The organism is Candidatus Methylopumilus planktonicus (assembly GCF_000981505.1).
Taxonomy (GTDB): Bacteria; Pseudomonadota; Gammaproteobacteria; order Burkholderiales; family Methylophilaceae; genus Methylopumilus; species Methylopumilus planktonicus.
The window spans coordinates 37,043-63,213 of record NZ_LN827929.1 but is presented as its reverse complement, the minus strand read 5'-3'; the positions used below and the strand labels follow the sequence as shown (position 1 = coordinate 63,213).

Below are 26,171 nucleotides of genomic sequence, written 5' to 3'. Positions count from 1 at the left end.
GTTAAGCTGAGAAGGAAGAACCACAACCGCATGTTGTTTGTGCGTTTGGATTCTTAATAACAAATTGCGAGCCTTGAACACTGTCTTGGTAATCAATTTCAGCGCCCATTAAATACTGCAAACTCATAGGGTCAATGAGCAAAGTCACTGAATCTTTTGTGACTTGCGTATCATCTTCATTCGTAGTTTCTTCAAATGTAAATCCATATTGAAATCCTGAACATCCGCCACCACTTACAAATACACGAAGTTTTAACTCTGGCTGACCTTCTTCTTCAATCAATGCCTTGACCTTTTTTACAGCATTATCTGTAAAAATAAGCGGGGTTGGCATTTCCATTTCTTTTGATTCAACGATTTGATTCATAATATTTACTCCTCATTCTTTCTTTTTTTGTATCTGATAATCTTTAGCTACTTCTTTAAGCCGTCCATACACTTTAGCACCTGCATGAATTTCTATCACCTTATATTCGATATCGCCCATGATTTTGGCATTTGCATGAAGCTCTAAATATTCAGCACATATGATATTACCATTCACATCTCCGCCAATAATAGCCGTATGTGCGGAAATATTTCCCTTAATACGACTCTTATTACCCATAATAAGAGTGCCTGCTGTGCCTGGAAGTTCAGTGAGGTTGCCTTGAATTGAACCATCCACACGAATCCCCCCTGAATAAGTCACATTGCCACGCACCGAAATGTCTTTATCAATCAGCGTATCGATCGTACGCGCTTTATTTTTTTTATTAAAAAACATGAAATATCCTTTATCGTTTCTTGCCTACAATTTTTTCGTAAAAAAGAATGTCTTCTTTTAGCTTATTATTTTCTTCTTGAAGCTTAGAAATATCGCCTGAAACTTTATCACCTGAAATCGATTTGAGCTGGATCTCAATTTTTTGTTGTAATAACTGGCCTTGTATGGATTGATTCTCCGATTCTAATGCTTCAATTTTTGAAATAAAGCCAATCACTGAGCCACCGTTTAATTCCCAATAAGTCAAGCCTGCGCCGCCTATAAATGAGAAGACTGCAATCATCAAATAGGTGTGCCAAGAAGCGCCTGTTTTAATACGCATTCTTCGGCGGGTGACGCCAAAATATTTTCTATAGGTTCGCTTAACTTTTCTCATAGAAACAACACTTTATGGCATCAAGGGCACAAGATCAAGCCCAGAAATCTCTGGAAAATCAAACATAAGATTCATATTCTGAACAGCCTGTCCTGCCGCACCTTTCACGAGATTATCAATGACAGATAAAATCACAACCTTATGGCTTCCTTGCGGCTGATGGATACTGATGCGACATTGATTTGAGCCTCTTACAGATCTTGTTTCTGGATGAGACCCTTTTGGCATGACGTCTACAAAAGACTCATCTCTATATCTTGATTCAAAAAGTGCTTGTATATCTGTTTTTTTAGTAAGCGTTGCATAAAGTGTTGCGTGTATGCCTCTAATCATAGGCGTTAAATGAGGCACAAAAGTTAAATGCACTGCCTGATTCGCAAGACTACTAAGCCCTTGCGTGATTTCGGGTAAATGTCTATGCCCTTCGACTCCGTATGCTTTAAAGTTATCGGAAGCTTCCGCCATCAATGCATTTACTTCAGCTTTCCTGCCGGCTCCAGATACACCTGATTTCGCATCTGCGATTAAATCATCAAGATCAATCACGCCTGATTCGATCAATGGAATAAATCCCAATTGAATAGCTGTGGGATAACAGCCCGGATTAGCCACAAGTGATGCCTTTTTAATCTTTTCTCTATTCATCTCCGGTAGGCCATAAATAGCATCTTTTAGTAGATCGCTACATGAATGCGGCATGTTGTACCACTTTTCCCAGACGTTAGCGTCTTTTAGCCTAAAATCAGCTGCCAAATCAATCACTTTTACCCCAGCTTTAAGAAGTGCTGGTACTTCTTGCATGGCAATACCATTGGGCGTTGCAAAAAACACGAGGTCACAATTGGTTAAATTAGCTGTCTTAGGGTCTTCAAATTTAAGCTCAATGAGGCCTCTTAAGCTTGGAAATAAGCTCGCAATCGATAAGCCAGCCTCTGCTCTGGACGTTACAGCCTGGATCGTCACATGAGGATGCTTGACTAGGATTCTTAATAGCTCAACGCCGGTATAACCAGTCGCACCGACCACGCCTACTTTAATCTTGGACATATTACTCATCACTTGGCACCTTTAATTTAAAAGAAGTTTTGATCCTTAAAAACCATACTAACAAAATTTATTTAACTCTATATAACAAAAAAGCCGCTTGAAAGCGGCCTTTTTGCTCTTTGGAACTTGAAACAATTAACGTTTCGAGAATTGTTTACGTCTACGAGCTTTTCGAAGACCCACTTTTTTACGCTCAACTTCGCGTGCATCACGTGTTACAAAACCAGCTTGTGAAAGCGTGCTTTTTAAATTTGTATCATAGTCAATCAATGCACGTGTAATGCCATGACGCACAGCACCTGCTTGACCAGATTCACCGCCACCGATAACGTTCACATTGATATCAAATGTGCTTAACGTGTTGGTTAAGTCGAGTGGTTGGCGAAAAATCATACGGGAGGTATAACGTGAAAAATATTCATCCGCAGGTTTGTCGTTCACAGTGATTACGCCTTTACCTGGCTTCATGAACACACGAGCTACTGAGCTCTTTCTGCGACCTGTTCCGTAATTGTATTTACCTATCATATTGTTTCCTTAACTATATGCTTAATGGTTGTGGTTGTTGTGCCGCATGATCATGTGTTGGGCCTGTATAAACTTTCATCTTTTTAATCATGGCATAACCCAAAGGTCCTTTTGGTAACATTCCCTTCACTGCCTTTTCTAAAGCACGGCCTGGAAAACGGTCTTGCATCTTAGAGAAGTTCGTTGTTGAAATACCGCCTGGATAGCCTGAGTGGCTATGGTAAAGTTTTCCGTCGCCTTTGTTACCCGTTACTTTAATCTTTTCCGCGTTGATCACAACAATGTAATCACCCGTATCTACGTGCGGTGTAAAAATGGCCTTATGTTTGCCACGTAATCGATGTGCAATCGCACTTGCTAACCTACCCAATACTGCGTCAGTTCCGTCTACAACGAACCAATCGTGTTTTACTTCATGGGATTTTGCTGAAAATGTTTTCATTTCAATACCAACTTTTGCGCTATAAATTTAAAAAAAGAGGTGAATTCTATGCCAAAACTCCCTGTTTTGTCAATTTTATTAATGATTTAGTTCACATGAAGATAGTGAAAAAACACTCCTAAAAAGACAAGTCCGCCTAAGTAATTGTTGCTTAAAAAAGCAGCAAAACAGGCTTTTGGGTTAAGTGTCCGAATTTGACGGTAAAGAAACCCAATAAAAATGAGGCTTAACCCTATAAACCCATAAAAAGGCCAGCCAAAATTTTCTAACTGTCCTACCCAAATCAAGCATCCCATCATACAGGTATAACAGATCATGATGGCTTCTTTGACATAAGCCCCAAACCAAATGGCTGAAGAACGAATGCCAATTTTTAAATCGTCATTTTTATCCGTCACTGCATAAAGTGTATCGTAAGCAATCACCCAAAATATATTCGCTAAAAATAGCAACCATGTTGTCATGGATAGGGAAATATTATTTGCAACAAAAGCCATAGGAATGCCCATACCAAAACTTAAACCTAAATAAGCCTGCGGCATGACAAAGAATCTTTTTGTTAATGGATAAGTGAGCGCCAAAAATAGAGCGACTAATGAAAAGTAAAATGCATTTTCATTTAAAAATAGAACACATATGAACGCACCCAATAACAAAGTGATTAATAAAAAAAATGCATTCTTCACTGAGATAGATTGATTCGCCAGTGGGCGTAACTTTGTGCGTGTAACAAAAGAATCAAATTTGCGATCAAGCATATCATTCGCCACACAACCAGCTGAGCGCATGAGTACTGTACCTAAAATAAAAATGGTGAGATGTTGCATGGTTGGCAAGCCATGACTTGCTATAAAAAGCGCCCATAAGGTTGGCCACAGTAATAAAAAAATTCCAATCGGCTTATCAAGACGCATTAAGCGAATGAATTGTTTTATCGCAAACATGAAAAGTTAACTCGAAAAATTTAAAGTTGAGATTAGTCTAACTTGAATCGAATGGGAACTAGGATATTAAACGATCGATTTTTTAAAATTTCGGGAGGGACAGGAAAGGGTGAGGCGCGCTTCACCATTTCGAGCGACTCATTATCAAGCACGTCAAATCCACTACTCTTAATAACTTTTGAAGAGGTAAGTTGTCCATCTTGCGATAGCTGAAGCTCTAGAACAACTTCTCCTTGCCATCCTCGCATTTGCGCAATTTTTGGATACATTTTAAATTTAGCAATGTGTCTTGCAAGGAGATTACTAAAGTCATTAAGTGCGACTTCCCCCGCATTTTTAAAGTCAGCATTAGGTTTTGTAATTGGAGACTGCTCTGTCTTTTCCTCAGGTTGACTTGAAGCCTCAGGGATTGGTTTTTGCAGTTGCGGTATTGGGATTTCAGTAACTTTTTCAGGTAACGGTGTAATTTTTTTGATCACGGGCTTTGGAACTTCCTTAATAGGCTTTGGCACTTCTGCCGGCTTAGGCGTAGGCTCGCTCAGTTGATTATCTAATTTTTGAAAAGTAATTTGTAATTCGGGTGGTGGTGTTAGAGGTTTTTTAAATAATCCATTCACATTCACCAAAAGCATGAGGTGTATTAATAGTGACAAAAAAATTGCACGTGACAGATCAAATTCATTTAAAAAGATTTTAATAGTTTTCATAAGCAACTAAAAGTTTATTGGCAACCTGTTTTATTTTCTTGCGCACACGCTGCGGAGTTATTTTTTATTTGTTGAGATTCTTTTGAGCTATTTGATTTAGCCTGATCCACTGGTTTCGGATTGGCTGAAGTTCCGGGCCTTGCATTCACGTTCGACTCAATTTTTGGTGAAGATGAAATAGCGGGGCCATTGTCTGAAAAGCTTGATTGTACATTACCAATTACCACGTTGCCATTCAAGTTAATTTTAACAGGGGTAAACACTGCAAAGTCTTTCGAAGGGCCTGAGTTACGTACTTCATTTCCTAGAACGCCTCTTACAGCGATACCCCCCATGCCTCTAGCAATTGCAGTCGTTCTGCCTACAGCTGCTAGACTTCTCACATCTTCAGGCCCTGCTCTTGGTCTTAATGAAGCCTGATAATTAACTGTCGCTTTATTAGCAATCGTACTTGATTCGGTCGTACTTCTTGAGCCATCATTTACTCCGCGAGGAATTGAGAGTGCATTGATATTAAAAGTTAACGGATTATATGTCGCACTTGGAAACAACATAGTGATATTGTCAGTGAGAACGTTGACGAGTGGTTTCCAAGAATTAAAAAGAACAGTTGCGCTTGCTAAACCTGAACTTGGCTCTAGTGCTTTTCTTATATTACCGGTATCTCCGCAGGCTGCAGAAGTGCCAACGTAACAATAGCCTTTTGCTTTAAGAATCAGCGTATGTGTTGGAACTGATGACTCATCGTCAAAGGTATATTTGTTTGTAGTATCTTGATAGACATAAGCATTATTCACAATCGTTTCATATCGAATCGCTCTTCCATAAAAACTTATCGTAGGATCAAGAGAAATTAGGGATCGTGTTAATCCATTTGTGCCATTGTCTCCAATTTGGGTGTGTCCTGTGTAAGATTGATTGTATTCCGTTGTAATGTCTGCCTTAATAAAGATCTCATTACCCGTGACAGTCAAGTTTTTTAAATTATTAGATGATCTAGCAACGCTCGATGCATAACTTGTACCTCTTCCATAGTTACGATTGCCATAACCAACATAATCATTTCCGTTGTTGCGGTTCAAAGTCATAATCGTTGAGCTTGTCTCCAAAACTGGGTCTTCCCCAATGCGGTCTTTAAAGAGAACGTAACCTAATCCTGCATCAATAGTTAAGTCATAGTTTCCTTTTATTGTTGAATTAAAGCCAATATCAAATGAATTACTTTTACCGTTATCTAAGGCCAAATTATCGAAAGTATAAGATCTTAAAGTCGCATTTCCTACCAAAGTGACCGCTCCGCCGAAGTATTGGCCCCATGACGTTTCTAGTGTTTCGTCAAGCTGTGTCACCACATTTTTAATTGTGAGTGCATTTGGCACTGTAAAAAAGCCGCGACCCGTAGTAATAGAGCCAGCAAGTGATGTAGCGCCTGTCACTTGTAACTTAGCAAAGCCACTGCTATTTGTGATCGAACTATTAGCATCCATACTCAATGTTGCGCTCGTTAATTTTCGATTCACGAGATCTAATGAAGTGTTAACCAGTGCCAAAGTATTAAAAGTTAAGTCTCGATTAAGGTTGCCATCAACTAAGGTAAAGCTATTAAGATTACTTAAAGTTAAATCACTGGGAAGATTCACCCTGCCATTACTTGCCGTTAAAGTAAGACTATTGTTGGTGGCATATTTAAAAGCAACAATCCCCGAACCACCATTGCCTCCTTGGTTATTACTGTTGTAATGGGAGCCGCCACCGCCACCGCCACCTGTGTTGGCACCTGCATTGCCACCTGGTGTTTGTGCCCAACAGCCTGTACATCCACCACCACCTGCAGAGCCATTGTTATAACCGGCACCACCCGTCGTAGTGCCCACAGCACCGCCGCCGCCGCCGCCTATGCCTCCGTTACCTCCAATGTTCGAATAGCCTGAGCCACCGCCACCGCCACCCCAGTAATAACTGACTCCTAGGATATCATTTTCAATGCCCCTGCCTCCATGAGCTGGATTAGTGGACCCAGCAGCACCGGCGCCACCACCACCACCGGGATACCATGCCCAAATACCAAAAGAACCGTTATTGCCTTGGCCAACAGTTCCAGTTCCCGCTCTGCCACCACCATATCCACCGCCACCGCCGCTGCCACCGTTAGGACTTTGGGCGCCTCCTGATGCTCCCCCACCACTTCCACCGTTTCCAGCAGGATTCGAAGAGCCATCATGATTCGATGCGCCGCCGCCGCCGCCAATCGCCACTAACCCCGCAAATGATGAGTTAGAGCCGTTACTACCTGCCACTCGTCCTTGACCAGCTGGTGCTCCGCTGCCCCCTTGACCTACAACAATTGTATATGCATTCCCTCTTGAGAGAGCCACAGCATTAGATGCAATAACGCCGCCACCGCCGCCGCCACCGCCCATATCAGAGCCACCGCCACCGCCACCAGCAACAATTAGAACTTGTGCTGAACCCGCTGCTGCATTCCAAGAATATTGGCCTGTAGAAGAGGTATACGAAATACCAGTAATTGTATTTACTGTGCTTGTTGCTGTATAAGAGTCCGCATTATATTTATAAATTCCGCCACCTAAGAGAACAATTGTGGCATTGCCCACCGCATTAACGTTACCGCCCAGAGTAATACTGCCATTCAAACTTTGTAATGCTCGAACCCCATTGATCGTGATGTCTGTTGAATAGGTTTGGTCGTTTGCTGTATATATATCTTCAACCATATATGCTCTGCCAGTAATAGAAATCGATGCTAAGGCATCGGCCAAATTACCGTCTCCTCCCACTCGTCCGGAGAATACAACCTGTGCAGTTCCAACATTTGCGGTTAATCCAAAGGGTCCTGAGAGAGTAGAGTTAAAAGTTACGTCATCGTTTGTTGTGGAGAGTAAAACTCCTGCGCTAAGTGTGGTTGCTCCATAGGTTTGTGTGCCTGTAGTTGCAATGCTTCTATCAAGAATGGTGGTGCCTAGGCTTGAAAAATTCACAATATTATTCAAAGCACCATTAAATCTTGCTGTACCTGATCCTGAATTCACTGTGAGGTTATAAGCTCCTGAGACAGTTGAACTAAATATGATATCGCTATTAGTTGAGGCAAAGGACATATTGCCTGTGAGAGAAATTCCACTTGAATAAGTTTGCGTACCTTGAGTTGTAATTGAGCCTCTGAGCGAACTTGGATTTGTCACTATCATGCTTGAAGTACCGCTGGTGTTCGTAATATAGCTACTCGCGTTGTTCATGGTAAGCGTATTGAGTGTGAGTGCTTTATTGACGAGATCAAGGGTCCCGCCTGCGATGGTTAATGAATTTGTTGATGCCCCAAGTGATGCATTTGAACCAGTTAATTTTAGCGTGCCTGCGCTGATAAGCGTTGATCCTGAATAGGTATTATTAGCTGACAAGGTCAATATTCCATCGCCCGCTTTCGTGAATTGCATATCAGGTACAGAAGTAGCACTTGAAATGATGCCAGTAATCGCACTAGAATCTGCCACAGTGACACTCAAATTAGATAAAGAAGACAAGGCTTGTGCATTGAATGATTGGGCATTCACCACAAAATTCCTCGGGGTCGCATCACTCGATAGTGCCCCTGTGATGGTGACACTTGCATTAGCACTTGAAATAGTGGAGTTCCCATTCAGTGTTACAGGCCCAGTCAATGCCACTCCTGTTACACCTCCTCCCCCACTCGCTCCCGCAGGATTACTGTAGTAATAACCTAAGCCACTCGATACATCACTGTGCACTCCACTCACAAAACTTGACTGGCCTGGCAACATAAACTTAGTCCACATGTAATCTCCACCACCCCCTTCATTGAAAGTGGCATAAATTGGATAACGGCCTCCCGCAACCAAACTTGTCGTACCGGTCACACGTTGACAACAACCTGGTGCACGCACTACTAAGCCTCGCTCTCCTGTATTAGGAGTTGCGCTTGTTGATTGAACGCGTGTCATAAAATCTGAAATGGATTCGCTATTGTTACCAATGAATAAATAATGGTCATCGTCTGCATAGGTCACAAAAGTGTAGGTACCTGAAGTAGGTGCCATGAAGTAACCCGTGGCGCGAACAGAGTAATTGGAGTCACAATCTGTACCTGGGCAGACATAAATATGTGTGCTAGTGGCCGTGGTAACATTGACAGTTCCATTTGCTGCATTAATCGTCGTAATGGGATTCGTTAATGAAGCTGGCATCGTTGCACCGTTACCATTATTAATATTAAGTCGTGTAGCAGTATTATAAAAAGTCATATTGCCATAAGCTTGACCTGAAAACTTCTCAAAATAGAGGCCGTTTGATAAACCTTGAATGGTCGTGATGTTGCCCCCAATACTGATCCCTGAAGATGCACTCACTTCAAGGCGCCCGACTGGGGAAGTGCCTCCGATCGCTCCAGCAAATGACGCAGTGCTACTTCCTGCATTGATAATTAATTCATACTCACCATTAATGGTCGATCCAAATGAGACCGCGCTATTAGAACTTGTAATCGTCGTATCTCGAACGAGGGTAGTAGCACCAGTAAAACTCACGGTACCTGAGGTTGAGATCGTGCCACCAATCGTATTGGTGCCACTGATCGCAATTGAGGTGGCGTTGAGGGTGCCTTGATTAAAGCTTGCATTGGCTAAATTAATTACCCCTACAGTCCACGTCCCTGTTCCCGACTTCGTGATCGAGCTGGATGCATTGGTGAGGTCACTGGCCCAAGTGACTGTGCGTCCGTTGGTGTCGACTTTAAATGCTTGGCCTGAAGCGCCACTGAGTCGACTTGAATAATCTGTCGTATTGGAACTTGTGTATTGAAGTGTGCCACCGCCAAATGAAATGGTGCCTGATGAACCAATGGCATTCGTAGAGCCTAAACTTAAAACACCCGCATTGATATTCGTGCCTCCGGTATAAGTATTGCTACCACTTAAAGTAAGTGTGCCGGAGCCTGATTTAGTGAGTGTCACTGTGGCAGAACCGTTTTCAATCAGACCTGTAAATGTGGATGATGTATTGTCAGCTCCAATTGTAAGGGTGGGCGTGCCTGCGGCAGAGCTTGTGATGGTGCCGGCGCCTGAGAGGGAGCCAATTGTCTCGGAGAAGCTATTGAGATCCAGTGTACCTGTGAGGCTGACCGCTGATGAATCTGATATTGCGCCAGCCGCTCCTAATTTAATGGTACCCGCTGAAATCGCGGTCACACCAGTGTAGGAGCTACTTGTACCACTTAAAGTGAGCGTGCCTGAGCCTAGTTTAGTGAGGCTCATCGCACCTGAAATAGCCCCTCCAATACTACTTAGAACGCTATTTGAATTAATTGTCATTGCGCCATTTGAAGCCGTACCAGCTATTTGAGCAGCGCCCGAGCCAGAATTAATGATCAATGAGCCATTGTATTTGAGGACTACAATCCCTGTGCCTCCGTTACCTCCTTTGTTATTACTGTTGTAATGGGAGCCGCCACCGCCACCGCCACCTGTGTTAGTTCCTCCATTACCACCTGGTGTTTGTGCCCAACAACCTGTACATCCACCGCCACCTGCAGAGCCATTGTTATAACCGGCACCACCCGTCGTAGTGCCCACAGCACCGCCGCCGCCACCACCTATGCCCCCGTTACCTCCGGTGTAAGAGTATCCAGCTCCACCACCACCACCACCCCAGTAATAGCAAGTCCCTAAGATACAGTTTTCAATGCCCGCACCGCCTGAGGATGCGCCATTAGAACCACCCGTATTTCCTGGAGCACCTGCACCCCCACCCCCGCCAGACACGTGGTGACCGTATCCACTTGCACCGGCATAGCCTTGACCTGAAGTACCACTCCCATTTTTACCTGAGGTGCCAGCGTTATAACCTGCAGCACCACCGCCTGAACCGCCAGTTCCGCCTTGACCGCCTAAAGGTGATGACCAATAACTTGTACCACCATAACCGCCACCCACAGCGGTGAGCGTGCCACCTGCATGTTGAAGTGTAGAATTGTTACCTGAGCTCGCATTGATATTGAAATTATGGCCACCATTTTGACCATTCGTACCTCCAGCCGGAGCCCCTGAACCTCCTGCGCCGACTTTGATCTCATAAAAAGCTTGAGCCGTTGTGGTCACTGTTTGCGCAATAACTCCGCCGCCACCGCCGCCGCCACCCATATCCATACCGCCACCGCCACCGCCTGCAACTAATAACACTTCTGCCGAAGTAGATTGTGCTTGCCATGAGTATGTTGAAGAGGAGGAGGTGTAGAGCACACTCACTGGGCTTGATCCAACACCTACCGTATAACTTGTACCATTATATTTATAGACACCCCCACCTAAAAATTCCAGAAGCCCTGAAATGCCAATCACATTACCTGTGATATTCACATTTCCTCCGTTACTTGTGAGTGTGATGCCGCTATAAAGCTTTATATTTCCATTAAATGTTTGATCGCCGTTAGTTGTAATGTTGTTCGAGAGATTTGTATTAATCGCTGTGAATGTAATTGAACTTCCAGCGCCTGATAGTGTGATGGCTTGATTGACATAAATCTCATTAGCGGCGGTTAATGTTAGAGATGCGCCAAGCCCTGCGGAAGAGATAGCGGCATTGATTGTAATATCACCATTACCTGAGGATCCTGAAATGCTGTTTTCACCTACGGTATTGGTGGCAAATGCTGTGGTAATTGTGACTGACGAGCCTGCATCAAGAACGGTTTTAATATAGCCTGCTTTGGTAGCATCGATAACAATATCAAATGGATCAAGAAGCCACATTCCTCCACGACCGGCATTAATGGAACCTAAGAGATTGACAGTGTGGGCTGAAGTTTCAATGAAACCACCCTGATAATTTTTATGATTTGGATTTATTTGTGAGGCATTGATACTTGAGAAAATATCAACATCTAAATATTTTGAGAATGGGACCAGTTGACCTGCTAAATCATTACCAACCTTAATCGTACCGCCTTTCACTTCACCTGTCGCTGATATCTCGGTGCTGGAGATATAAGTATTATTCACACCGGACATAAGAATTGTTCCGCCAACACCTGCCCCTCCGTTCGTTTGGATAAAGCTTTGTTGGAAATTCACATCACCATGACGCGATAAGACGACAATAGATCCGCCATCAGTAAGACCGTTAGCAAATAGCTTGGCATCCTGCGCAATGAAAGAATGGTGAGCATCAATATCGATGGTACCCCCTCGTCCGCTCTCTCCGTTTGTCATGATCGTTCCAAGTACTGAAATACTTCCATACTCAGATTGCATGATGACTGATCCGCCCTCATTACCTTCAGTGATTATTTTTGCTGAAGAATTGATGGCTATCTCATTTGCACCCTTGACAAGAATCCGACCTGAATTTTGTTTTGAACCGGAACGCAAGTTACCAGCGATTGCAATTCTTGCACCAAGAAGCGCCATAAAAGGTGAAGAGTCCTGATGAGTACTTCCATATGCATTTAGATTGCCTGCTACTGAAATTGTTGGGGCCTCTACATTAATATTTCTAACATGAACCGTTGATGATGTACTCACAAGAATAGACTCATAACTTTTAAGAATGAGGTCAAGAGGAGCTGAGGTGTCACTCGAAATATTGCCCGCTATGTTCATTTGTGTTTTTGAATGAATTTCAAAAGATGTTTTAATACCTGAAATTTTTTCAATGATTTGATCTTTTAATAAATCAAATGAGGATCGATATACATTTAATTGCACATTCGTGTCTTTAAGTGTACTGGAAATAAGTGCGGCGATATTTTGCGTCATGGTGAGATGAGGTAAATTCATGATCCATTGACCCTCTGCATTGACTTGATCACGACTGATCGCAGCCACTTGAGCAGTATCAGTAATATTTAGATTGTCTGTCTGTGTTTCAATCAACCCACCCTTTCCAGCAATTACACCACCATGTGCTTCCAATTGGCCTGCTAATAAAGTCTGAGGTGCAGAAGTTTTAATAGAACCTCCGTTGCCATTATCTATTGCAGATACATTAATTTTGGACTGAGATTCTAGGGTCAATGACTGTGAGGCAATAATTTTAACTTCTCCGCCTCCCGCTGAGCCCTGGGCTAGAGTCTCTGAATTAGTTGCAACATGGATTGAATCACCTTCAATCAAAATTCGTCCACCAACACTCACTAATTTAGTACCCATATCACTTGCATTTAACGTTCCACTCTGCTTAATCAACCCCGAAACCAAAGTATTGAGCGCTTTTGCAGACAAGATAATTGTGCCGCCGCTCACAGTGACAGCTGATTTATTTTCAATAAGTGTATTGATTGTGGATGGCGTGGTCGTGATGGAGGCTAGATGACTGTTCGAATCGAAATTTAAGGTGACTCTCTCACCAGCAGCCATGACAACTGTCCCCATTTGAGCCATAATAAGTCCTGAGTTTCTGACCTCAGGAGCCAGAAGCGCCACATATCCTTTGAGGCTTGAATGAATAGTACCCTCATTAACTACACTGCCGCGAGCGCCATTTCGATCATAATGATATTGGCCATTAAGATAGTCATCATTACTGATGGAATGCGAGGTTGCTGTGATGGAGCCTACATCTAATCTGCCTGATTTACTGATGTATACGCCAGCGGAGTTTTGAAGGATCACTTCACCCGTGGCATTTATTTTTCCAAAAATTTTGCTTGGACTCTGGCCGCCGATTCTATTTAAAGTGGACGCACTAGCATTGGGTTGATTAAAATTTACAGTCGCGTCTTGTCCTACGTTAAAAGTATCCCAGCTTAAAATTGCACGTTGCGATGTTTGATTTATATTAAGGACTGTTCCAGAAGTTTCAATCAAGGCATCGCCGGACACTACTTGACCGTTAACAGGAAGGGTATCAACTGCCAAGTCAGCAACTGCTGGGGTTTGAAGGCCAAAAAAGACCAACAAAAAGATTAATTTTATTTTTGAAAAAATTGTCACAAGAAAATTATTAAGATTTAATTTGCTGAATATAACTTAAATTTATGACAAAGAAGTTACATAGCGTTCGGTTTTAGATTCAAATTTTTTTTTATCTAACTAGATGATTTTAAATACTAAATTGACCATACTTTTTACAAGTAATAATCAAAGTTCTAAAAAATTAAGTTTTACAAAAGTTTGCTAGGCAGTATTTCAGCGTCAGTTCGAAATGGAGGGCTTTACCTGCAATCGAATTCTCTTCAAGGAAAGGTGTTTCAATGAATACCCGAAGAGATCTTAGCTTTAATTTTAATTCCTCCTCACCTATCAATAAAAATGTATTTGTTTTATTTCTCTTTTGACAATGCATTAATGGCTCAATCAGACAATCAATAATTTGCTCTAATTCATATGATTTTTCTTTGCTCTTATAGGCTTGAAGAAAAAGATAGCTTATGATGCTAATTTTAAATTTTCCTGTCATCTTATCAAAAATAAATTCTAAAATAAATTTCCACAAATCAGGACATGTCTTTGTTGACGAAAAATTATTTATTTCATTTATTAACTCGACATATACGCCTATTCTTTTTCTCAAAAAGATAGTGGCATAAAAATTTTGTATATTTTTATAGTGATAATAAATATTGCCAACGGAATAACCAGATTTTTTTACTAAATTATTTATAGTGAGTAGTTTTACGTCCCCTTGTAACAATAACTTTTCCCCAGCGAGTTCAATAGATTTAAGAGACTTCTTCGGGCTTATGATATGGAATTTATTCTGATTCTTTTTTTTAAGACTTTTTTTTAGACTAGAAATTTATTGCCCCTCGAATCCAAAGAAAATTATGTGGTTGTCTTCCATCAGAATCTGAACCATCTGTTTCAGGGTTGGGATGACCTCCAATTCGTTTTGACCATATCGCCGCAACTGAAGAGCGGTATGTATTAATAAAGCCAGTCCATTCGAGCGACACACCATAACCTCTTAAAGTAAAAGTATTTTTTTCTTCCGTGATTGCAGCTCCTAAACTATCTTTACTTTTATTAAACTGTTGTGCAAAACCATGATCATAAAAACCTAACACGGTAAAATTTTTCGGTAGTTCTTTATGAAGTTCTGCTGAAAAAATATATCCATTACTGCCTGACCCTTCACTTGTTGGGTAGCTTCTGACTCCCGTTGCGCCTCCGAGATAAATCTTTTGTGAGGAATCTAAATTTGTATCTGATATCTGTCCGTTTAATTTTAATACTGAGCTGATCGTTTCCGTATAGAACTGCGTGTTATTAATTGCAAATTTCATACGATTAAATCTGCCTTCGACATGTTGCTGAACTTTGGTAGATTTAAAACTAGCTGGGGAATTATCATAGTTAGCATTTCCAAAATCAAAATCAATGGAAGCATAAGTTTCGCCAGCTATGAATAAGGTATTTTTATGATTTAAAGAACTGCCGAAATTTAATAAATCTACCAAATAGTTACTATCCGTCGCATTATCGATTTTGTTTCTAAAATGTTTTCTCTCGAGCGATGATGTGAGACTTAAATCAAAAGTTCTAGAGCGATTTAAGGGGTATGAAAGATCAAATGAAATTGTCTCAGCTTCTCCCTCTGGTTTCAGAGATAATGCTGTCCCTGCAACTACTTCATATTTAAGTGCACTGGCTGCAACACCAGCTCTTAACCCAGAGTATCCTATGGGATTAGAAAAAGAAAATCTTCCAAAATCTACTCCACGAGAGTGAAGGTAAGCCACATCAATCCTGTCGCCCGTTCCCAAAGGGCTGAGAAATGATGCATTGGCCTGGTAGCGAGCATAGCCTGTGGCGCGAGCACCATAATTATCTGTTGATACTCTTGCGATATAAGCACTTTCATTATTGATGTCCAAAACTGAGTTAGTCTGCCCCTCTTTGGAACCAGGCTGTAACGATTGCGTCACTGCGACGCCTGGCAACTCATCAGCGATTAATATGGCCCTGCCAAGACGATTTAAATTTAAAATTTCACCTTTGGGGTGATTAAACTCAACAAATTTCTGAATAATTTCGGGCTGAATACGGTATTTGATATTTGGATCGAGCATCAATTCTGTCCCACCAAATTTAGCTTCTGTGATAATAATCCTCACAATACCCTCGGTGATGTCTTGCTTTGGAAGAGTTGCTGTTGCTAAATATCCGCGGTCTTTATAAAAGATGCTGATGGAGTCTACGGCAGACTTTAATTCATCTAACGTAATTTCAAGGTTTAGGTATGCTTTAAGAAAGGCTTTAAGTTCATCAGATGAAACTAGGGTATTACCCTCAAATAAGAAATTATTTACCTTAAAAGTTTCGCCTTGCACTTTAGGCTTAGGAGTGGGCTTATCCTCTTCTATTATTGGCGCTGCTCTGAGAGGTTCTCTTCTCTTTTGATCCCGCTCTATTTGATTTAATTGGTCACCCGCATCAATAGCAATAGCAAAATTACTACTCGAAAGTAAAAGTAATAACACACTAAGAGTAGTAAATAATTTAATATTATTTTTCTTTAGAATTTTAATAGTATTTTTCTTTAGAATTTTAATATAATACTTGAAAAAAAGCTGTCATCAATAGCTTACAAACTAGCCTTTTATAAAAAAATCTCTAACAACTCAAGATAAGTGCCTTGTTTTTCCCACGATGACCTTCTTGCCCATAATGACTTTTGATGAATTGGGCTTAATGCATTAATATGTGCAAATATCGAATCATCTAAAAATAACTCCTTATAAAACACTGAGATTTTTTTAATTTCTGGTGAGTTAAATAAAATCGTAGCAAGTGATTGATCACCTAAATTTTTAAGAGAGCTCCACACTTCCTGCAAATCCTCTTTCTTAACTAGAGTCCTTGCAAAAACTTTAGGGCTATCATTACTTTTTAAAAAAACCTCACGCATATAAAAGCTTTTGTCTAGTAAATAAGCCCCTTCATAAACAACTTCAACCTTAACATCATCAAACTCTTTTTTTAATCGCTCCGTCAAAGAGCCCTCTTCCATAAGCCACGATAACTTATTACCTTGAACTGGAGGTGATAGCAGCCAGGACATGTTTATACTTTAACTCTTTCATTCGCATGATTTAGCCAGCGCTTTAAGTGAAGATGAGAAGCCTCAGGATAATCCTCTAATAATTGGTCTGCTATCGTTTTAGCTTCTTCTAGTAATTTAAAATCACGATTGAGGTTGGCAATGCGTAACATTGGTGCTCCACTCTGTCGAATCCCTAGAAACTCTCCAGGGCCTCTTATATTTAAATCTTCTTGTGCAATGATAAAACCATCCGTATTTTCAAAAATCACTTTGAGTCTTTGTCTTGCAAGCTCTGATAATTTTTTCTGAAACAATAATATACATGTGCTTTTTAGTGAGCCTCGTCCTACGCGGCCTCGAAGCTGATGTAATTGTGAAAGCCCCATGCGCTCTGCATTTTCAATGACCATCAACGTCGCATTGGGCACATCCACACCTACTTCAATCACTGTAGTCGCTACCAATAATTGAATATTGCCCTTCACAAAATCAGACATGACTTTTTGTTTTTCTGATGATTTCATGCGCCCATGGACTAAGCCTACTTTTAAATCTTTAAAATGACACTGCATATTTAAATACGTTTCTTCTGCGGTTTGAAGTTGCAATGCTTCACTTTCTTCAATCAAAGGGCATACCCAGTAAACTTGAGCACCTTGATGACATACCTCATGCACTCTCTTTAAAATTTCATTGCGTCGATCTTCTGAAAAAAGTTTTGTTACAATCGCTTCACGACCTTTAGGCAATTCATCAATAATAGACACATCAAGATCTGCAAAATAACTCATAGAAAGTGTTCTTGGAATAGGTGTGGCACTCATCATCAATTGGTGAGGTTCAATTGCTTTGTCTAATTGACCTTTTTTTCGTAAGGCTAGTCTTTGCTCAACACCAAATCGATGTTGTTCATCAATAATACTTAAGCCTAATTTATTAAAGATGACGTGTTCTTGAAAAAGTGCATGTGTGCCGACTACAATATTTGCTTCTCCGGATTCTGTCATATTTAAAGAAATCTCGCGGTCTTTTTTGGACTGACTACCTGTTAGCCATGCGACTTTTATATTTAAAGGGTTTAACCACCCGGTCAATTTTCGATAGTGTTGTTCCGCTAAAATTTCAGTAGGCGCCATAAAAGCCACCTGACTTCCATTTTCGATCACTTGTAAGGCTGCGATTGTTGCTACTACTGTTTTACCGCTGCCTACATCACCCTGTAAAAGTCTTTGCATCGGATAATTTTTTTCAAGATCATTTTTAATTTCTTGAACGACTTTTTTTTGAGCTTCGGTTAACTCAAATTCAAGCTTATCCATAAAAATAGTTGTGAGTTTATTTTTAGCTTTTAATGGCATAGCTGAAAGTGCTCGCCTTATTAAATAATTAGATCTTAAAGATAATTGTTGCGCTAAAAATTCATCAAAGATAATTCTTTGATAAGCTTTGCTTGTGAAAGTCTCATGGCTTGTAACTTCTTTAAAATCTTTTGGGTGGTGAATGCTTTTTAAACTTTCATAAAGATTTGGTAAGCGCAATTTCTCATAAATCGTTGGTAAAAATGAATCTTTTAAATAATTTTTTAAGTCAAAGTGAATAAACAATTTGTGAATCGCATCTTTAACTGTTTTTTGTCCCACGCCTGCAACCAATGAATAAATCGGTGTTAATGCTTCTGGCAATACATCACCTTCTTTTATTGGTTTGCATTGGGGATGAATCATCTCGAAGGCAAATAAATTATGGCGCGCTTCTCCTAAAACACGAATACGAGAGCCGGCCTCAAACATCTTCATTTGACTTGGATAAAAATGTAAAAATCGAAGCTGTAAACTACTAGATGCATCTTTGACTTGTACGATAAGCATTTTTTTAGGTTTATAAACAATTTCAGCTCTAACAACTTCTGCTTCTATTTGAGATAGCACGCCCATTTGAATATCACGAATAGGTGTGACAATCGTTTCGTCAATATAACGAATAGGAAGATGCATGACTAAACTAAAGACATCTTCAAGGCCCAACTTTTTGAGCTTATTTAATACTGAAGGGGTAAAGAGCTTAAGCTCAGCTAGAGAAGTCAGATTGAAATACTCTTAAAATAGAAATAGTTTAAATAACAACAACACCATCAGCTTCAATAAGTGCATTTCTGGGTAATGATGCAACGCCTACCGCAGCTCTTGCTGGATAAGGCTTTGTAAAATATTCGCCCATGACCGTATTGACCAAAGCAAAATGCGACAAATCTGTTAAAAAGATATTAATTTTCACGATATCACTTAATTGAGCGCCAGAAGCTTCAACGACTGATTTTAAATTCTTAAATACCTGATGAATTTGTGCCTCAATGCCCTCAACTAACTGCATAGATTCAGGATCGAGTGCAATTTGCCCTGATAAGTAAATAGTATTGCCTACTTTGACCGCTTGAGAATAGGTACCAATCGCTTCTGGGGCATGTTTAGTTTGAATAATTTCTTTTGTCATTTCTTAAGTCTTTCTTTTTTTATTAAGGTGCTTAAAAGGTTTTCATCTTGACGCGGCTAATTCTAGCAATATCACTAATTTTTCTTAAGTTTCGCATGAGATCTGCCAAATGAATACGGTTATGGACTTGTACAATAAAGTTCACATTTACAAAATGTCCACCATCGGATTCTTCGACATTCACATTATCGATATTTGAATCTGATTCTGTAATCACAGATGAAATTTTAGCAAGCATTCCGCGCCCATTTAATACCATAATTTGTAAATTGACTTTGAATAATCGATCCGGACTAGGGTCCCATTCAACATCAAGCCATTTATCAGGGTCAAGTTTAAATTTACGAATCGCTAAGCAATCATGAGTGTGAACAACAAGTCCTTTATCTTTGTTAATAAATCCTAAAATAGGATCGCCTGGAATTGGATGACAGCATGTTGCCAATTGAATCGCCATGCTTTCAGAGCCTTTAATGGTAATGACATCTAATTGCTTATGCTTGCCCTTAACATGACTCACACCATCCATAAAACTTATCAATTGATGAGCCACCATCACGTTCATACGTTTTCCCAAACCAATTTCAGCCAAAATCTCTTCTTTGGTTTTAACGCCATAATCACTGATTAATTTTTTCCAATGAGATTCTTTGACCGATGAAGGGCTGATATGAAGTGCCTTGAGTGCTTGATTAAGCATGCCTTCGCCAAGTCTTGAAGACTCTTCTGATTCAATCGATTTTAAATATTGTCTAATATGTGATCTTGCTTTTCCTGTAATCACAAAATTCAGCCATGCAGGATTAGGCTTAGCTAAGGGGGCTGTAATAATTTCTATGTGATCACCATTGTTGACTTCGGCACGAAGAGGGACGAGCTCTTGATTGTATTTTGCAGCTACACAACAATTACCCACATCACTATGAACCGCGTATGCAAAGTCAACAGCCGTTGAACCTTTTGGTAATGCTAGTATTTTTCCTTTAGGAGTGAATACATAAACCTCGTCAGGGAAAAGATCGACTTTTAAATGCTCTAAGAATTCCAGCGAATCGGCACTATCTGATTGAATTTCTAAAAGACGTTTTAACCATTGATGTGTTTGTTGTTGAAGTTCAGTCAAGTGTGCGTCTTTGGTTTTATAAAGCCAATGCGCTGCAACACCTGCTTCTGCCAGTTTGTGCATTTTTTTACTGCGAATTTGCACTTCAATGGGTGTGCCGAAAGGTCCAAATAAACTTGTATGTAGCGATTGATAGCCATTCGCTTTTGGAATGGCAATGTAATCTTTAAATTTGCCTGGAAGAGGTTTATATAAGCTATGCAATGCACCTAAAGCAGAATAGGCATCATTCGCTTCTTTCACAATAATCCTAAAGGCATAAATGTCATTGATTTGTGCAAAAGACATGCTTTTTTCGCTCATCTTTTTATAAATGCTATAAGTATTCTTCTCTCGCCCCGAAACCTCAGTATCCATTTTCATTTCAGTTAATTTTTGATGGATCGCTGCTGTTATTTTCTCAACGACTTCACGACGATTACCTCGAGAAGCTTTCATGGCTTTTTGAATCGCGCGATAGCGCATGGGATAGAGGTATTTAAAACTTAAATCTTCAAGCTCTTGATAAATGCTATTTAAACCTAATCGATTTGCAATAGGCGCATAAATATCGTGAGTTTCTTGAGCGATACGTTTTTGTTTTTCAGGTCTTAAAACATCTAACGTTTGCATATTATGAAGACGATCAGCTAACTTTACTAAAATGACACGGACGTCGTTTGACATTGCCAATAACATTTTTCTAAAATTTTCGGCTTGGGCTTCTGTCGCATCTTGAAATTCAATTTTATCGAGTTTGGATAAACCGTCGACTAGAACGGAGACTTGTTTGCCAAATTTCTTTTCAATTTCTTTATTGGTAATGGTCGTATCTTCAACAACATCATGAAGAAGAGCCGCAAGAATCGTAGGGGCATCAAGATGAAGTTTAGCTAAAGTACATGCCACAGCAACAGGGTGGACAATATAAGGCTCACCACTTCTTCTCGATTGGCCGTGATGCGCTTCTTCGCTAAATCGATAGGCATCCCATATCTTCTGGATATCTTTCGGTTTTAAATAAGTCTTAAGAAGGATTGTGAGTTCAGACGCTTCGTTATCGACAGGCAGTAACGGAAGTGGCGGTGTTTTTTGAGCATCCGCTTTATTAAAATGAGCGGTACTAGCCATGGTCTTGTTCTCTTGAGGGGGCTTTAAGCCCTGTTTAAGAATTTAGTATGTTGTTTTTCTATTCAAGATATCAAGACCGACTTTACCTGCTGCGATTTCTCTTAATGCTAATACCGTAGGCTTATCTCTTAAGCCATGAGTGCTCACTAATGCTTCAGCACCATTGGCTAATTGCCTTGCGCGGTATGCGGCAGCTAAAGTAAGTTTAAAGCGATTAGGAATCATCTCTAAACAATCATCTACTGTAATTCGTGCCATGTTATTTCTCCAAATTTCAAGTCAAGTTTTTAATTAAGTGGCTATGTCGTGTGAGCTGAATATGACACATCAATCGAGTGGATCGAATAATGGCCATAAGATCGTGGAGCGCTACTTCAAAGTCATCATTGATTGTAACATAATCGAACTCATCTACATGGCTCATCTCTTCTCGCGCAACCGCAAGTCTCATGGCAATCGTCTCTTCACTGTCGTGTCCGCGGCTGTTTAATCTTTCAGCAAGTGTTTCAACAGAAGGTGGCAATACAAAGATTGAAACAGCCTCCTTAAATTGGGCTTTGAGAGCCTGAGCGCCTTGCCAGTCGATTTCTAAAATGACGTCTTTCTTTTGATCGAGAATAAGCTGCACTGATTTCTTACTTGTGCCATACATACTGCCATGGCATTCGGCGGATTCTAAAAACTCACCTTTACTCTTCAAATCTAAAAAGGTCACTTCATCAACAAAATGATAATCCCCACCATCGACTTCACCTGGCCGCGGTTTGCGGGTTGTGTGAGATACAGAAGCTTGAAGATCTCTATCTTTATTTAATAGGGCTTTTACAAGGGTCGTCTTGCCGGCACCGGAAGCTGCTGCAATAATAAATAAATGGGCTTGGCTCATAAATATTCTTTAGTGGTTATTATTCAATATTCTGAATTTGTTCGCGCATTTGCTCAATCAAAACTTTTAAATCGATGGATATTTGTGAAGTTTTAGGTGAAATGGATTTCGAACCTAAAGTATTCGCCTCACGATTTAGTTCTTGCATCATAAAGTCTAGTTTTTTACCAATGGCGCCATCAGTTTTAAGTAAACGCCTGACTTCATCGATATGGGATGTAATACGATTGAGCTCTTCATCAATATCCATCTTTTGAATAAAAATAAGAAACTCTTGTTTCAATCGATCATCATCGATCGCAATCAAAGCTTCCTTAAACTTATTTTCAATTTTAGTTTGATAATCTTTAATTAAAACGGGTAATATTTTTTTAGCTTCACCTACAAGCACTTCAATATCTTTTAATTTATCCAATAAAATCTTTTGTAATTTTTCACCTTCGCGAGCTTTAGATAATTGAATCTCTAATAAAGATTCTTTGAGATTTTTTTTAAGATCTTGTTCAAGTACATTCATGTCGACGGATTGATCGTGCATGATCTCGTTCGTTTTTAAGATATCGAGCGGATTAATTGGTTGGACATGGGAAAAATGTTTTGCAATTTCATCGACTGAATTTGCGAGTTGTTTTAACTTCACCGGATCTACATTTTTAACATCAAGCGCATGTGTTTTAGATTTGAAATAGATTCTACAATCTACTTTACCTCTTTTAATTTCGGCTGATATCAGATCGCGAATCATGGGTTCAAAAGATCTAAGGGATTCATCTAATTTAACCTGGAGTTCTAGATATCGATTATTTAAAGACCGAAATTCAAGGAGCAAAATACCTTGCTGAGTATCTGCTTCTTTAAAAGAAAAACCAGTCATACTTAAAGCCATAAGGTATCCAATTCGATGTTTAGAAGCCATTTTATCAATCTATAGTTGCATTTGCGACTAAAACCTTTAAATGACAAGATATCAATCAATTAAAGCTAGCTTATAATGACGACTTCTATCGAGGAAGAAGACTATGAGATTAAATCAACGCGCTCACAACCAATTAAGACCGGTTGAAATTATTAGGCATTACACAAAACATGCTGAAGGCTCCGTCTTGATTAAATTCGGGGATACGCATGTACTTTGCACTGCAAGTATTGATGAAAAAGTACCTTCTTTTTTAAAGGGTCAAAGTCAAGGCTGGATTACAGCTGAATATGGCATGCTACCAAGATCGACAGGGTCAAGAATGGACAGAGAAGCAGCACGCGGAAAACAATCCGGTAGGACTCAAGAAATACAACGTCTTATTGGACGGAGCTTACGCGCGATTATTGATTTAAAAAAACTGGGCGAACGAACCATTCAAATTGATTGCGACGTCATTCAAGCCGATGGTGGCACACGCACAGCCAGTATTACGGGTGCTTATGTCGCAGTACATGATGCCATTAAACATTTAATGGATAAAAAACTGATTTCAGAATCGCCGCTCATTGATTATGTGGCAGCCATTTCTGTAGGGCTGCACGAAGGAAATCCACTATTAGATTTGGATTACAGTGAAGATTCAAGTTGTGACACAGATATGAATATCGTCATGACAGGCTCAGGGGGGTTTGTGGAAATTCAAGGTACCGCAGAAGGGGCACCTTTTTCGCGCGAAATGATGGACCAAATGTCTGACCTTGCAGCGCAAGGCATTAAAGAACTCATTCAATTACAAAAAAACGTTTTAAAGTAATTTCATGAAAAACCAAATCGTCATTGCAACAAGCAATGTCAAAAAACTCACCGAAATTCAATCGATCTTAGACGATATGAATCTTGAGATATTTCCTCAATCGCATTTTAAAATTGAAGCCGCTGAGGAGCCTTTCCATACCTTCCTTGAGAATGCTCTGATTAAAGCAAGGCATGCAAGTCGTTTATCAAAACTACCTGCAATCGCAGATGATTCAGGGATATGCGTGGATGCGCTCGGAGGAAAACCTGGCGTTTTATCTGCCCGATTTGCAGGAGAGCCTTCATCGGATCAAAAAAACAATGAAAAACTTTTGAAAAGTTTAGAAAATGAATCGAATCGAAAAGCGCATTACACTTGTGTCATTGTATTTGTAAAACATGAATTTGATCCTGAACCTATTATTGCCGAAGGTATCTGGCATGGAGAGATTTTAAAATCACCTAGAGGCTCTGGAGGGTTTGGTTATGACCCGTTATTTTTAGATCATATGACTGAAAAAGCTGTGGCAGAATTACCATTAGAAATTAAAAATCGAATTAGTCATCGTGGACAAGCGTTACATAAACTTAAATTAAAATTGAATCAGATATATGGATAAATCAAAAAATAAATGGCCTGCTTGGATTCGTGACGATAAATCAGTAGTGTCGTGTGCAGAAAAAATTAAGGTCATGAAAGAAAACTTTGATGAATTAAAGCAGCTTTCTCAAGATGCCATTGAAGATGGCCTTTTAATGGAAGTATCTGAAAAGCAGATGAAGGAAGCACTTCATCAAATGGTTGATGATCTTATTAATCCATACTTAAAAAATAAATAAGTCTTCTATGAGTCAAACATCAAGACTCGCCATGCCACCCCCACTCTCGCTTTACATTCACATCCCTTGGTGTGTCAAAAAATGTCCCTATTGTGATTTTAATTCGCACGAACATAAGGAAGCTCAAAACTTTACTGATTTAGAATCCATGTATGTGGATGCACTTATCAAGGATCTTGAATATTCATTACCTAAAATTTGGGGTAGAAAAATTCATTCCATTTTTTTTGGGGGTGGCACACCCAGTCTTTTTAGTGGAAAAGCTATTCAGAAAATTTTAAGTCAGGTTCGTGCGCTGACGCCTATTTTGTATGATGGCGAAATTACACTTGAAGCTAATCCAGGCGCGATTGATAGCAATCATTTTGAAAGCTATAAAGAAGCTGGCGTCACAAGAGTATCTTTAGGTATTCAATCATTTAATGATGTCCATCTCAAAGCATTAGGTCGTATCCACGATAGCAGTGAAGCCAAAAAAGGCATTGAAATTGCCATGCGTCATTTTGATGAAGTGAATTTAGATTTAATGTATGCATTACCTCACCAAACATTGGATGAAGCGATAGACGATGCTAAAACTGCGACATCTTTTTATACACAGCACCTATCTTTTTATCATTTAACGATTGAGCCTAATACATTCTTTTTTAAACACCCACCCAAATTACCGCTCGATGATGAGAGTGCAGAAATGCAAGAAACTATTGAAGGTATTTTAAGCCAGCATGGCTTCCAGCATTACGAAACCTCTGCTTTTGCAAAACCTAAATCACAATGCCAACATAATCTTAATTATTGGCAGTTTGGCGATTATCTTGGTATAGGCGCAGGTGCGCATAGCAAACTTACCTTTCATGACAAGATGAGTCGCGAGAGTCGCTATAAAAATCCGAAACAATATATGGAAAAAGTAGTCACACAACATATGATTGAATCAGAAACAATCATTCATGAAAGTGATTTGGCTTTTGAATTTATGATGAACCACTTACGTCTTATCGATGGGTTTAGTATTCAAAGCTTCGAAGATAAAACGGGTTTAAATATTTCAGCTATCGATAAAGAACTCAAAGCTGCGATAGATATAAAACTGATTACCATGGATCATGAAATGATTAAACCAACGCTTTTAGGTCAGCGATTCTTAAATGACCTATTGAGTATTTTTTTAAAGTAGAATGAA

Annotated in this window: 22 protein-coding genes; 4 read left to right on the top strand and 18 right to left on the bottom strand. The window is 39.9% G+C overall.

The annotated features are described in order from the left end of the window. Nucleotide 1: 1 nt before the first annotated feature. The 18 genes from erpA to BN1208_RS00195 all read right to left on the bottom strand — a co-directional run bounded on the left by erpA (nucleotide 2) and on the right by BN1208_RS00195 (nucleotide 23,350). Nucleotides 2-367 carry an iron-sulfur cluster insertion protein ErpA gene (gene erpA / locus BN1208_RS00280; RefSeq protein WP_046486655.1) on the bottom strand — a complete coding sequence of 122 codons (366 nt, stop codon included), beginning with the start codon at nucleotides 365-367 and terminating at the stop codon, nucleotides 2-4. A gap of 12 nt (nucleotides 368-379) precedes the next feature. Then, nucleotides 380-766, bottom strand: a complete 387-nt coding sequence (locus BN1208_RS00275) for a bactofilin family protein (RefSeq protein WP_046486653.1) — start codon at nucleotides 764-766, stop codon at nucleotides 380-382. A 10-nt stretch (nucleotides 767-776) separates the two neighbouring features. Further along, complete coding sequence (locus tag BN1208_RS00270) at nucleotides 777-1,142, bottom strand: hypothetical protein (protein ID WP_046486650.1); 366 nt, start codon at nucleotides 1,140-1,142, stop codon at nucleotides 777-779. A gap of 12 nt (nucleotides 1,143-1,154) precedes the next feature. After that, nucleotides 1,155-2,189 carry an N-acetyl-gamma-glutamyl-phosphate reductase gene (gene argC, locus BN1208_RS00265; RefSeq protein WP_046489130.1) on the bottom strand — a complete coding sequence of 345 codons (1,035 nt, stop codon included), beginning with the start codon at nucleotides 2,187-2,189 and terminating at the stop codon, nucleotides 1,155-1,157. 135 nt (nucleotides 2,190-2,324) lie between these two features. After that, on the bottom strand, nucleotides 2,325-2,717 hold the full coding sequence (gene rpsI, locus BN1208_RS00260) for a 30S ribosomal protein S9 (RefSeq protein WP_046486649.1): 393 nt from the start codon (nucleotides 2,715-2,717) through the stop codon (nucleotides 2,325-2,327). A 13-nt stretch (nucleotides 2,718-2,730) separates the two neighbouring features. Beyond that, nucleotides 2,731-3,159, bottom strand: a complete 429-nt coding sequence (gene rplM, locus BN1208_RS00255) for a 50S ribosomal protein L13 (protein WP_046486647.1) — start codon at nucleotides 3,157-3,159, stop codon at nucleotides 2,731-2,733. 86 nt (nucleotides 3,160-3,245) lie between these two features. Then, nucleotides 3,246-4,103 carry a 4-hydroxybenzoate octaprenyltransferase gene (ubiA, locus tag BN1208_RS00250; RefSeq protein ID WP_046486645.1) on the bottom strand — a complete coding sequence of 286 codons (858 nt, stop codon included), beginning with the start codon at nucleotides 4,101-4,103 and terminating at the stop codon, nucleotides 3,246-3,248. Between the two features lie 32 nt (nucleotides 4,104-4,135). Further along, complete coding sequence (locus tag BN1208_RS00245; RefSeq protein WP_046486643.1) at nucleotides 4,136-4,810, bottom strand: energy transducer TonB; 675 nt, start codon at nucleotides 4,808-4,810, stop codon at nucleotides 4,136-4,138. Nucleotides 4,811-4,824: 14 nt separating this feature from the next. Continuing rightward, nucleotides 4,825-13,740 carry an autotransporter-associated beta strand repeat-containing protein gene (locus BN1208_RS07410; protein ID WP_046486641.1) on the bottom strand — a complete coding sequence of 2,972 codons (8,916 nt, stop codon included), beginning with the start codon at nucleotides 13,738-13,740 and terminating at the stop codon, nucleotides 4,825-4,827. 196 nt (nucleotides 13,741-13,936) lie between these two features. Further along, the gene (locus BN1208_RS07245; RefSeq protein ID WP_156157754.1) at nucleotides 13,937-14,239 is read right to left on the bottom strand and encodes a hypothetical protein; all 303 of its coding nucleotides are present in this window, start codon (nucleotides 14,237-14,239) and stop codon (nucleotides 13,937-13,939) included. 331 nt (nucleotides 14,240-14,570) lie between these two features. After that, nucleotides 14,571-16,262 carry a ShlB/FhaC/HecB family hemolysin secretion/activation protein gene (locus tag BN1208_RS00230; RefSeq protein ID WP_046486638.1) on the bottom strand — a complete coding sequence of 564 codons (1,692 nt, stop codon included), beginning with the start codon at nucleotides 16,260-16,262 and terminating at the stop codon, nucleotides 14,571-14,573. A 119-nt stretch (nucleotides 16,263-16,381) separates the two neighbouring features. After that, nucleotides 16,382-16,843 carry a chorismate--pyruvate lyase family protein gene (locus tag BN1208_RS00225; protein WP_046486636.1) on the bottom strand — a complete coding sequence of 154 codons (462 nt, stop codon included), beginning with the start codon at nucleotides 16,841-16,843 and terminating at the stop codon, nucleotides 16,382-16,384. Nucleotides 16,844-16,845: 2 nt separating this feature from the next. Beyond that, on the bottom strand, nucleotides 16,846-18,909 hold the full coding sequence (recG, locus tag BN1208_RS00220) for an ATP-dependent DNA helicase RecG (RefSeq protein WP_046486634.1): 2,064 nt from the start codon (nucleotides 18,907-18,909) through the stop codon (nucleotides 16,846-16,848). Between the two features lie 28 nt (nucleotides 18,910-18,937). Then, complete coding sequence (locus BN1208_RS00215; protein ID WP_046486631.1) at nucleotides 18,938-19,315, bottom strand: RidA family protein; 378 nt, start codon at nucleotides 19,313-19,315, stop codon at nucleotides 18,938-18,940. Nucleotides 19,316-19,346: 31 nt separating this feature from the next. After that, nucleotides 19,347-21,548 carry a RelA/SpoT family protein gene (locus tag BN1208_RS00210; protein ID WP_046486630.1) on the bottom strand — a complete coding sequence of 734 codons (2,202 nt, stop codon included), beginning with the start codon at nucleotides 21,546-21,548 and terminating at the stop codon, nucleotides 19,347-19,349. Nucleotides 21,549-21,590: 42 nt separating this feature from the next. Then, nucleotides 21,591-21,806, bottom strand: a complete 216-nt coding sequence (gene rpoZ, locus BN1208_RS00205; protein WP_046486627.1) for a DNA-directed RNA polymerase subunit omega — start codon at nucleotides 21,804-21,806, stop codon at nucleotides 21,591-21,593. Between the two features lie 16 nt (nucleotides 21,807-21,822). Then, entirely contained in the window at nucleotides 21,823-22,434 is a 612-nt protein-coding gene (gene gmk, locus BN1208_RS00200; protein ID WP_046486624.1) for a guanylate kinase, read from the bottom strand. A gap of 19 nt (nucleotides 22,435-22,453) precedes the next feature. Continuing rightward, entirely contained in the window at nucleotides 22,454-23,350 is an 897-nt protein-coding gene (locus tag BN1208_RS00195) for a YicC/YloC family endoribonuclease (RefSeq protein WP_052734588.1), read from the bottom strand. Nucleotides 23,351-23,453: 103 nt separating this feature from the next. On the opposite strand from BN1208_RS00195, the gene rph reads away from it, so the two are divergent. From rph to hemW, 4 genes are read left to right on the top strand one after another with little or no spacing between them, the layout of a single operon-like run. Beyond that, on the top strand, nucleotides 23,454-24,167 hold the full coding sequence (gene rph / locus BN1208_RS00190; protein WP_046486621.1) for a ribonuclease PH: 714 nt from the start codon (nucleotides 23,454-23,456) through the stop codon (nucleotides 24,165-24,167). Nucleotides 24,168-24,171: 4 nt separating this feature from the next. Continuing rightward, nucleotides 24,172-24,768: an RdgB/HAM1 family non-canonical purine NTP pyrophosphatase gene (gene rdgB, locus BN1208_RS00185; protein WP_046486618.1), complete on the top strand. Its 597-nt coding sequence runs from the start codon at nucleotides 24,172-24,174 to the stop codon at nucleotides 24,766-24,768. Further along, on the top strand, nucleotides 24,761-24,988 hold the full coding sequence (locus BN1208_RS07240) for a hypothetical protein (RefSeq protein ID WP_046486615.1): 228 nt from the start codon (nucleotides 24,761-24,763) through the stop codon (nucleotides 24,986-24,988). Before rdgB ends, BN1208_RS07240 begins: the two co-directional genes overlap by 8 nt. Nucleotides 24,989-24,995: 7 nt before the next feature. Next, nucleotides 24,996-26,165, top strand: a complete 1,170-nt coding sequence (gene hemW / locus BN1208_RS00175; RefSeq protein WP_046486612.1) for a radical SAM family heme chaperone HemW — start codon at nucleotides 24,996-24,998, stop codon at nucleotides 26,163-26,165. Nucleotides 26,166-26,171 lie beyond the last annotated feature (6 nt).

Coding starts and splice junctions, on each gene's coding strand:
- rdgB (WP_046486618.1), top strand. CDS start 24,172: ATGAAAAACCAAATCGTCATTGCAACAAGCAATGTCAAAAAACTCACC.
- erpA (WP_046486655.1), bottom strand. CDS start 367: ATGAATCAAATCGTTGAATCAAAAGAAATGGAAATGCCAACCCCGCTT.
- BN1208_RS07245 (WP_156157754.1), bottom strand. CDS start 14,239: ATGACAGGAAAATTTAAAATTAGCATCATAAGCTATCTTTTTCTTCAA.
- rph (WP_046486621.1), top strand. CDS start 23,454: ATGAGATTAAATCAACGCGCTCACAACCAATTAAGACCGGTTGAAATT.
- argC (WP_046489130.1), bottom strand. CDS start 2,189: ATGTCCAAGATTAAAGTAGGCGTGGTCGGTGCGACTGGTTATACCGGC.
- hemW (WP_046486612.1), top strand. CDS start 24,996: ATGAGTCAAACATCAAGACTCGCCATGCCACCCCCACTCTCGCTTTAC.
- BN1208_RS00210 (WP_046486630.1), bottom strand. CDS start 21,548: ATGGCTAGTACCGCTCATTTTAATAAAGCGGATGCTCAAAAAACACCG.
- rpsI (WP_046486649.1), bottom strand. CDS start 2,717: ATGATAGGTAAATACAATTACGGAACAGGTCGCAGAAAGAGCTCAGTA.
- BN1208_RS00245 (WP_046486643.1), bottom strand. CDS start 4,810: ATGAAAACTATTAAAATCTTTTTAAATGAATTTGATCTGTCACGTGCA.
- rplM (WP_046486647.1), bottom strand. CDS start 3,159: ATGAAAACATTTTCAGCAAAATCCCATGAAGTAAAACACGATTGGTTC.
- BN1208_RS00275 (WP_046486653.1), bottom strand. CDS start 766: ATGTTTTTTAATAAAAAAAATAAAGCGCGTACGATCGATACGCTGATT.
- rpoZ (WP_046486627.1), bottom strand. CDS start 21,806: ATGGCACGAATTACAGTAGATGATTGTTTAGAGATGATTCCTAATCGC.
- gmk (WP_046486624.1), bottom strand. CDS start 22,434: ATGAGCCAAGCCCATTTATTTATTATTGCAGCAGCTTCCGGTGCCGGC.
- BN1208_RS00215 (WP_046486631.1), bottom strand. CDS start 19,315: ATGACAAAAGAAATTATTCAAACTAAACATGCCCCAGAAGCGATTGGT.
- BN1208_RS00270 (WP_046486650.1), bottom strand. CDS start 1,142: ATGAGAAAAGTTAAGCGAACCTATAGAAAATATTTTGGCGTCACCCGC.
- BN1208_RS00225 (WP_046486636.1), bottom strand. CDS start 16,843: ATGTCCTGGCTGCTATCACCTCCAGTTCAAGGTAATAAGTTATCGTGG.
- BN1208_RS07240 (WP_046486615.1), top strand. CDS start 24,761: ATGGATAAATCAAAAAATAAATGGCCTGCTTGGATTCGTGACGATAAA.
- ubiA (WP_046486645.1), bottom strand. CDS start 4,103: ATGTTTGCGATAAAACAATTCATTCGCTTAATGCGTCTTGATAAGCCG.
- BN1208_RS00195 (WP_052734588.1), bottom strand. CDS start 23,350: ATGGCTTCTAAACATCGAATTGGATACCTTATGGCTTTAAGTATGACT.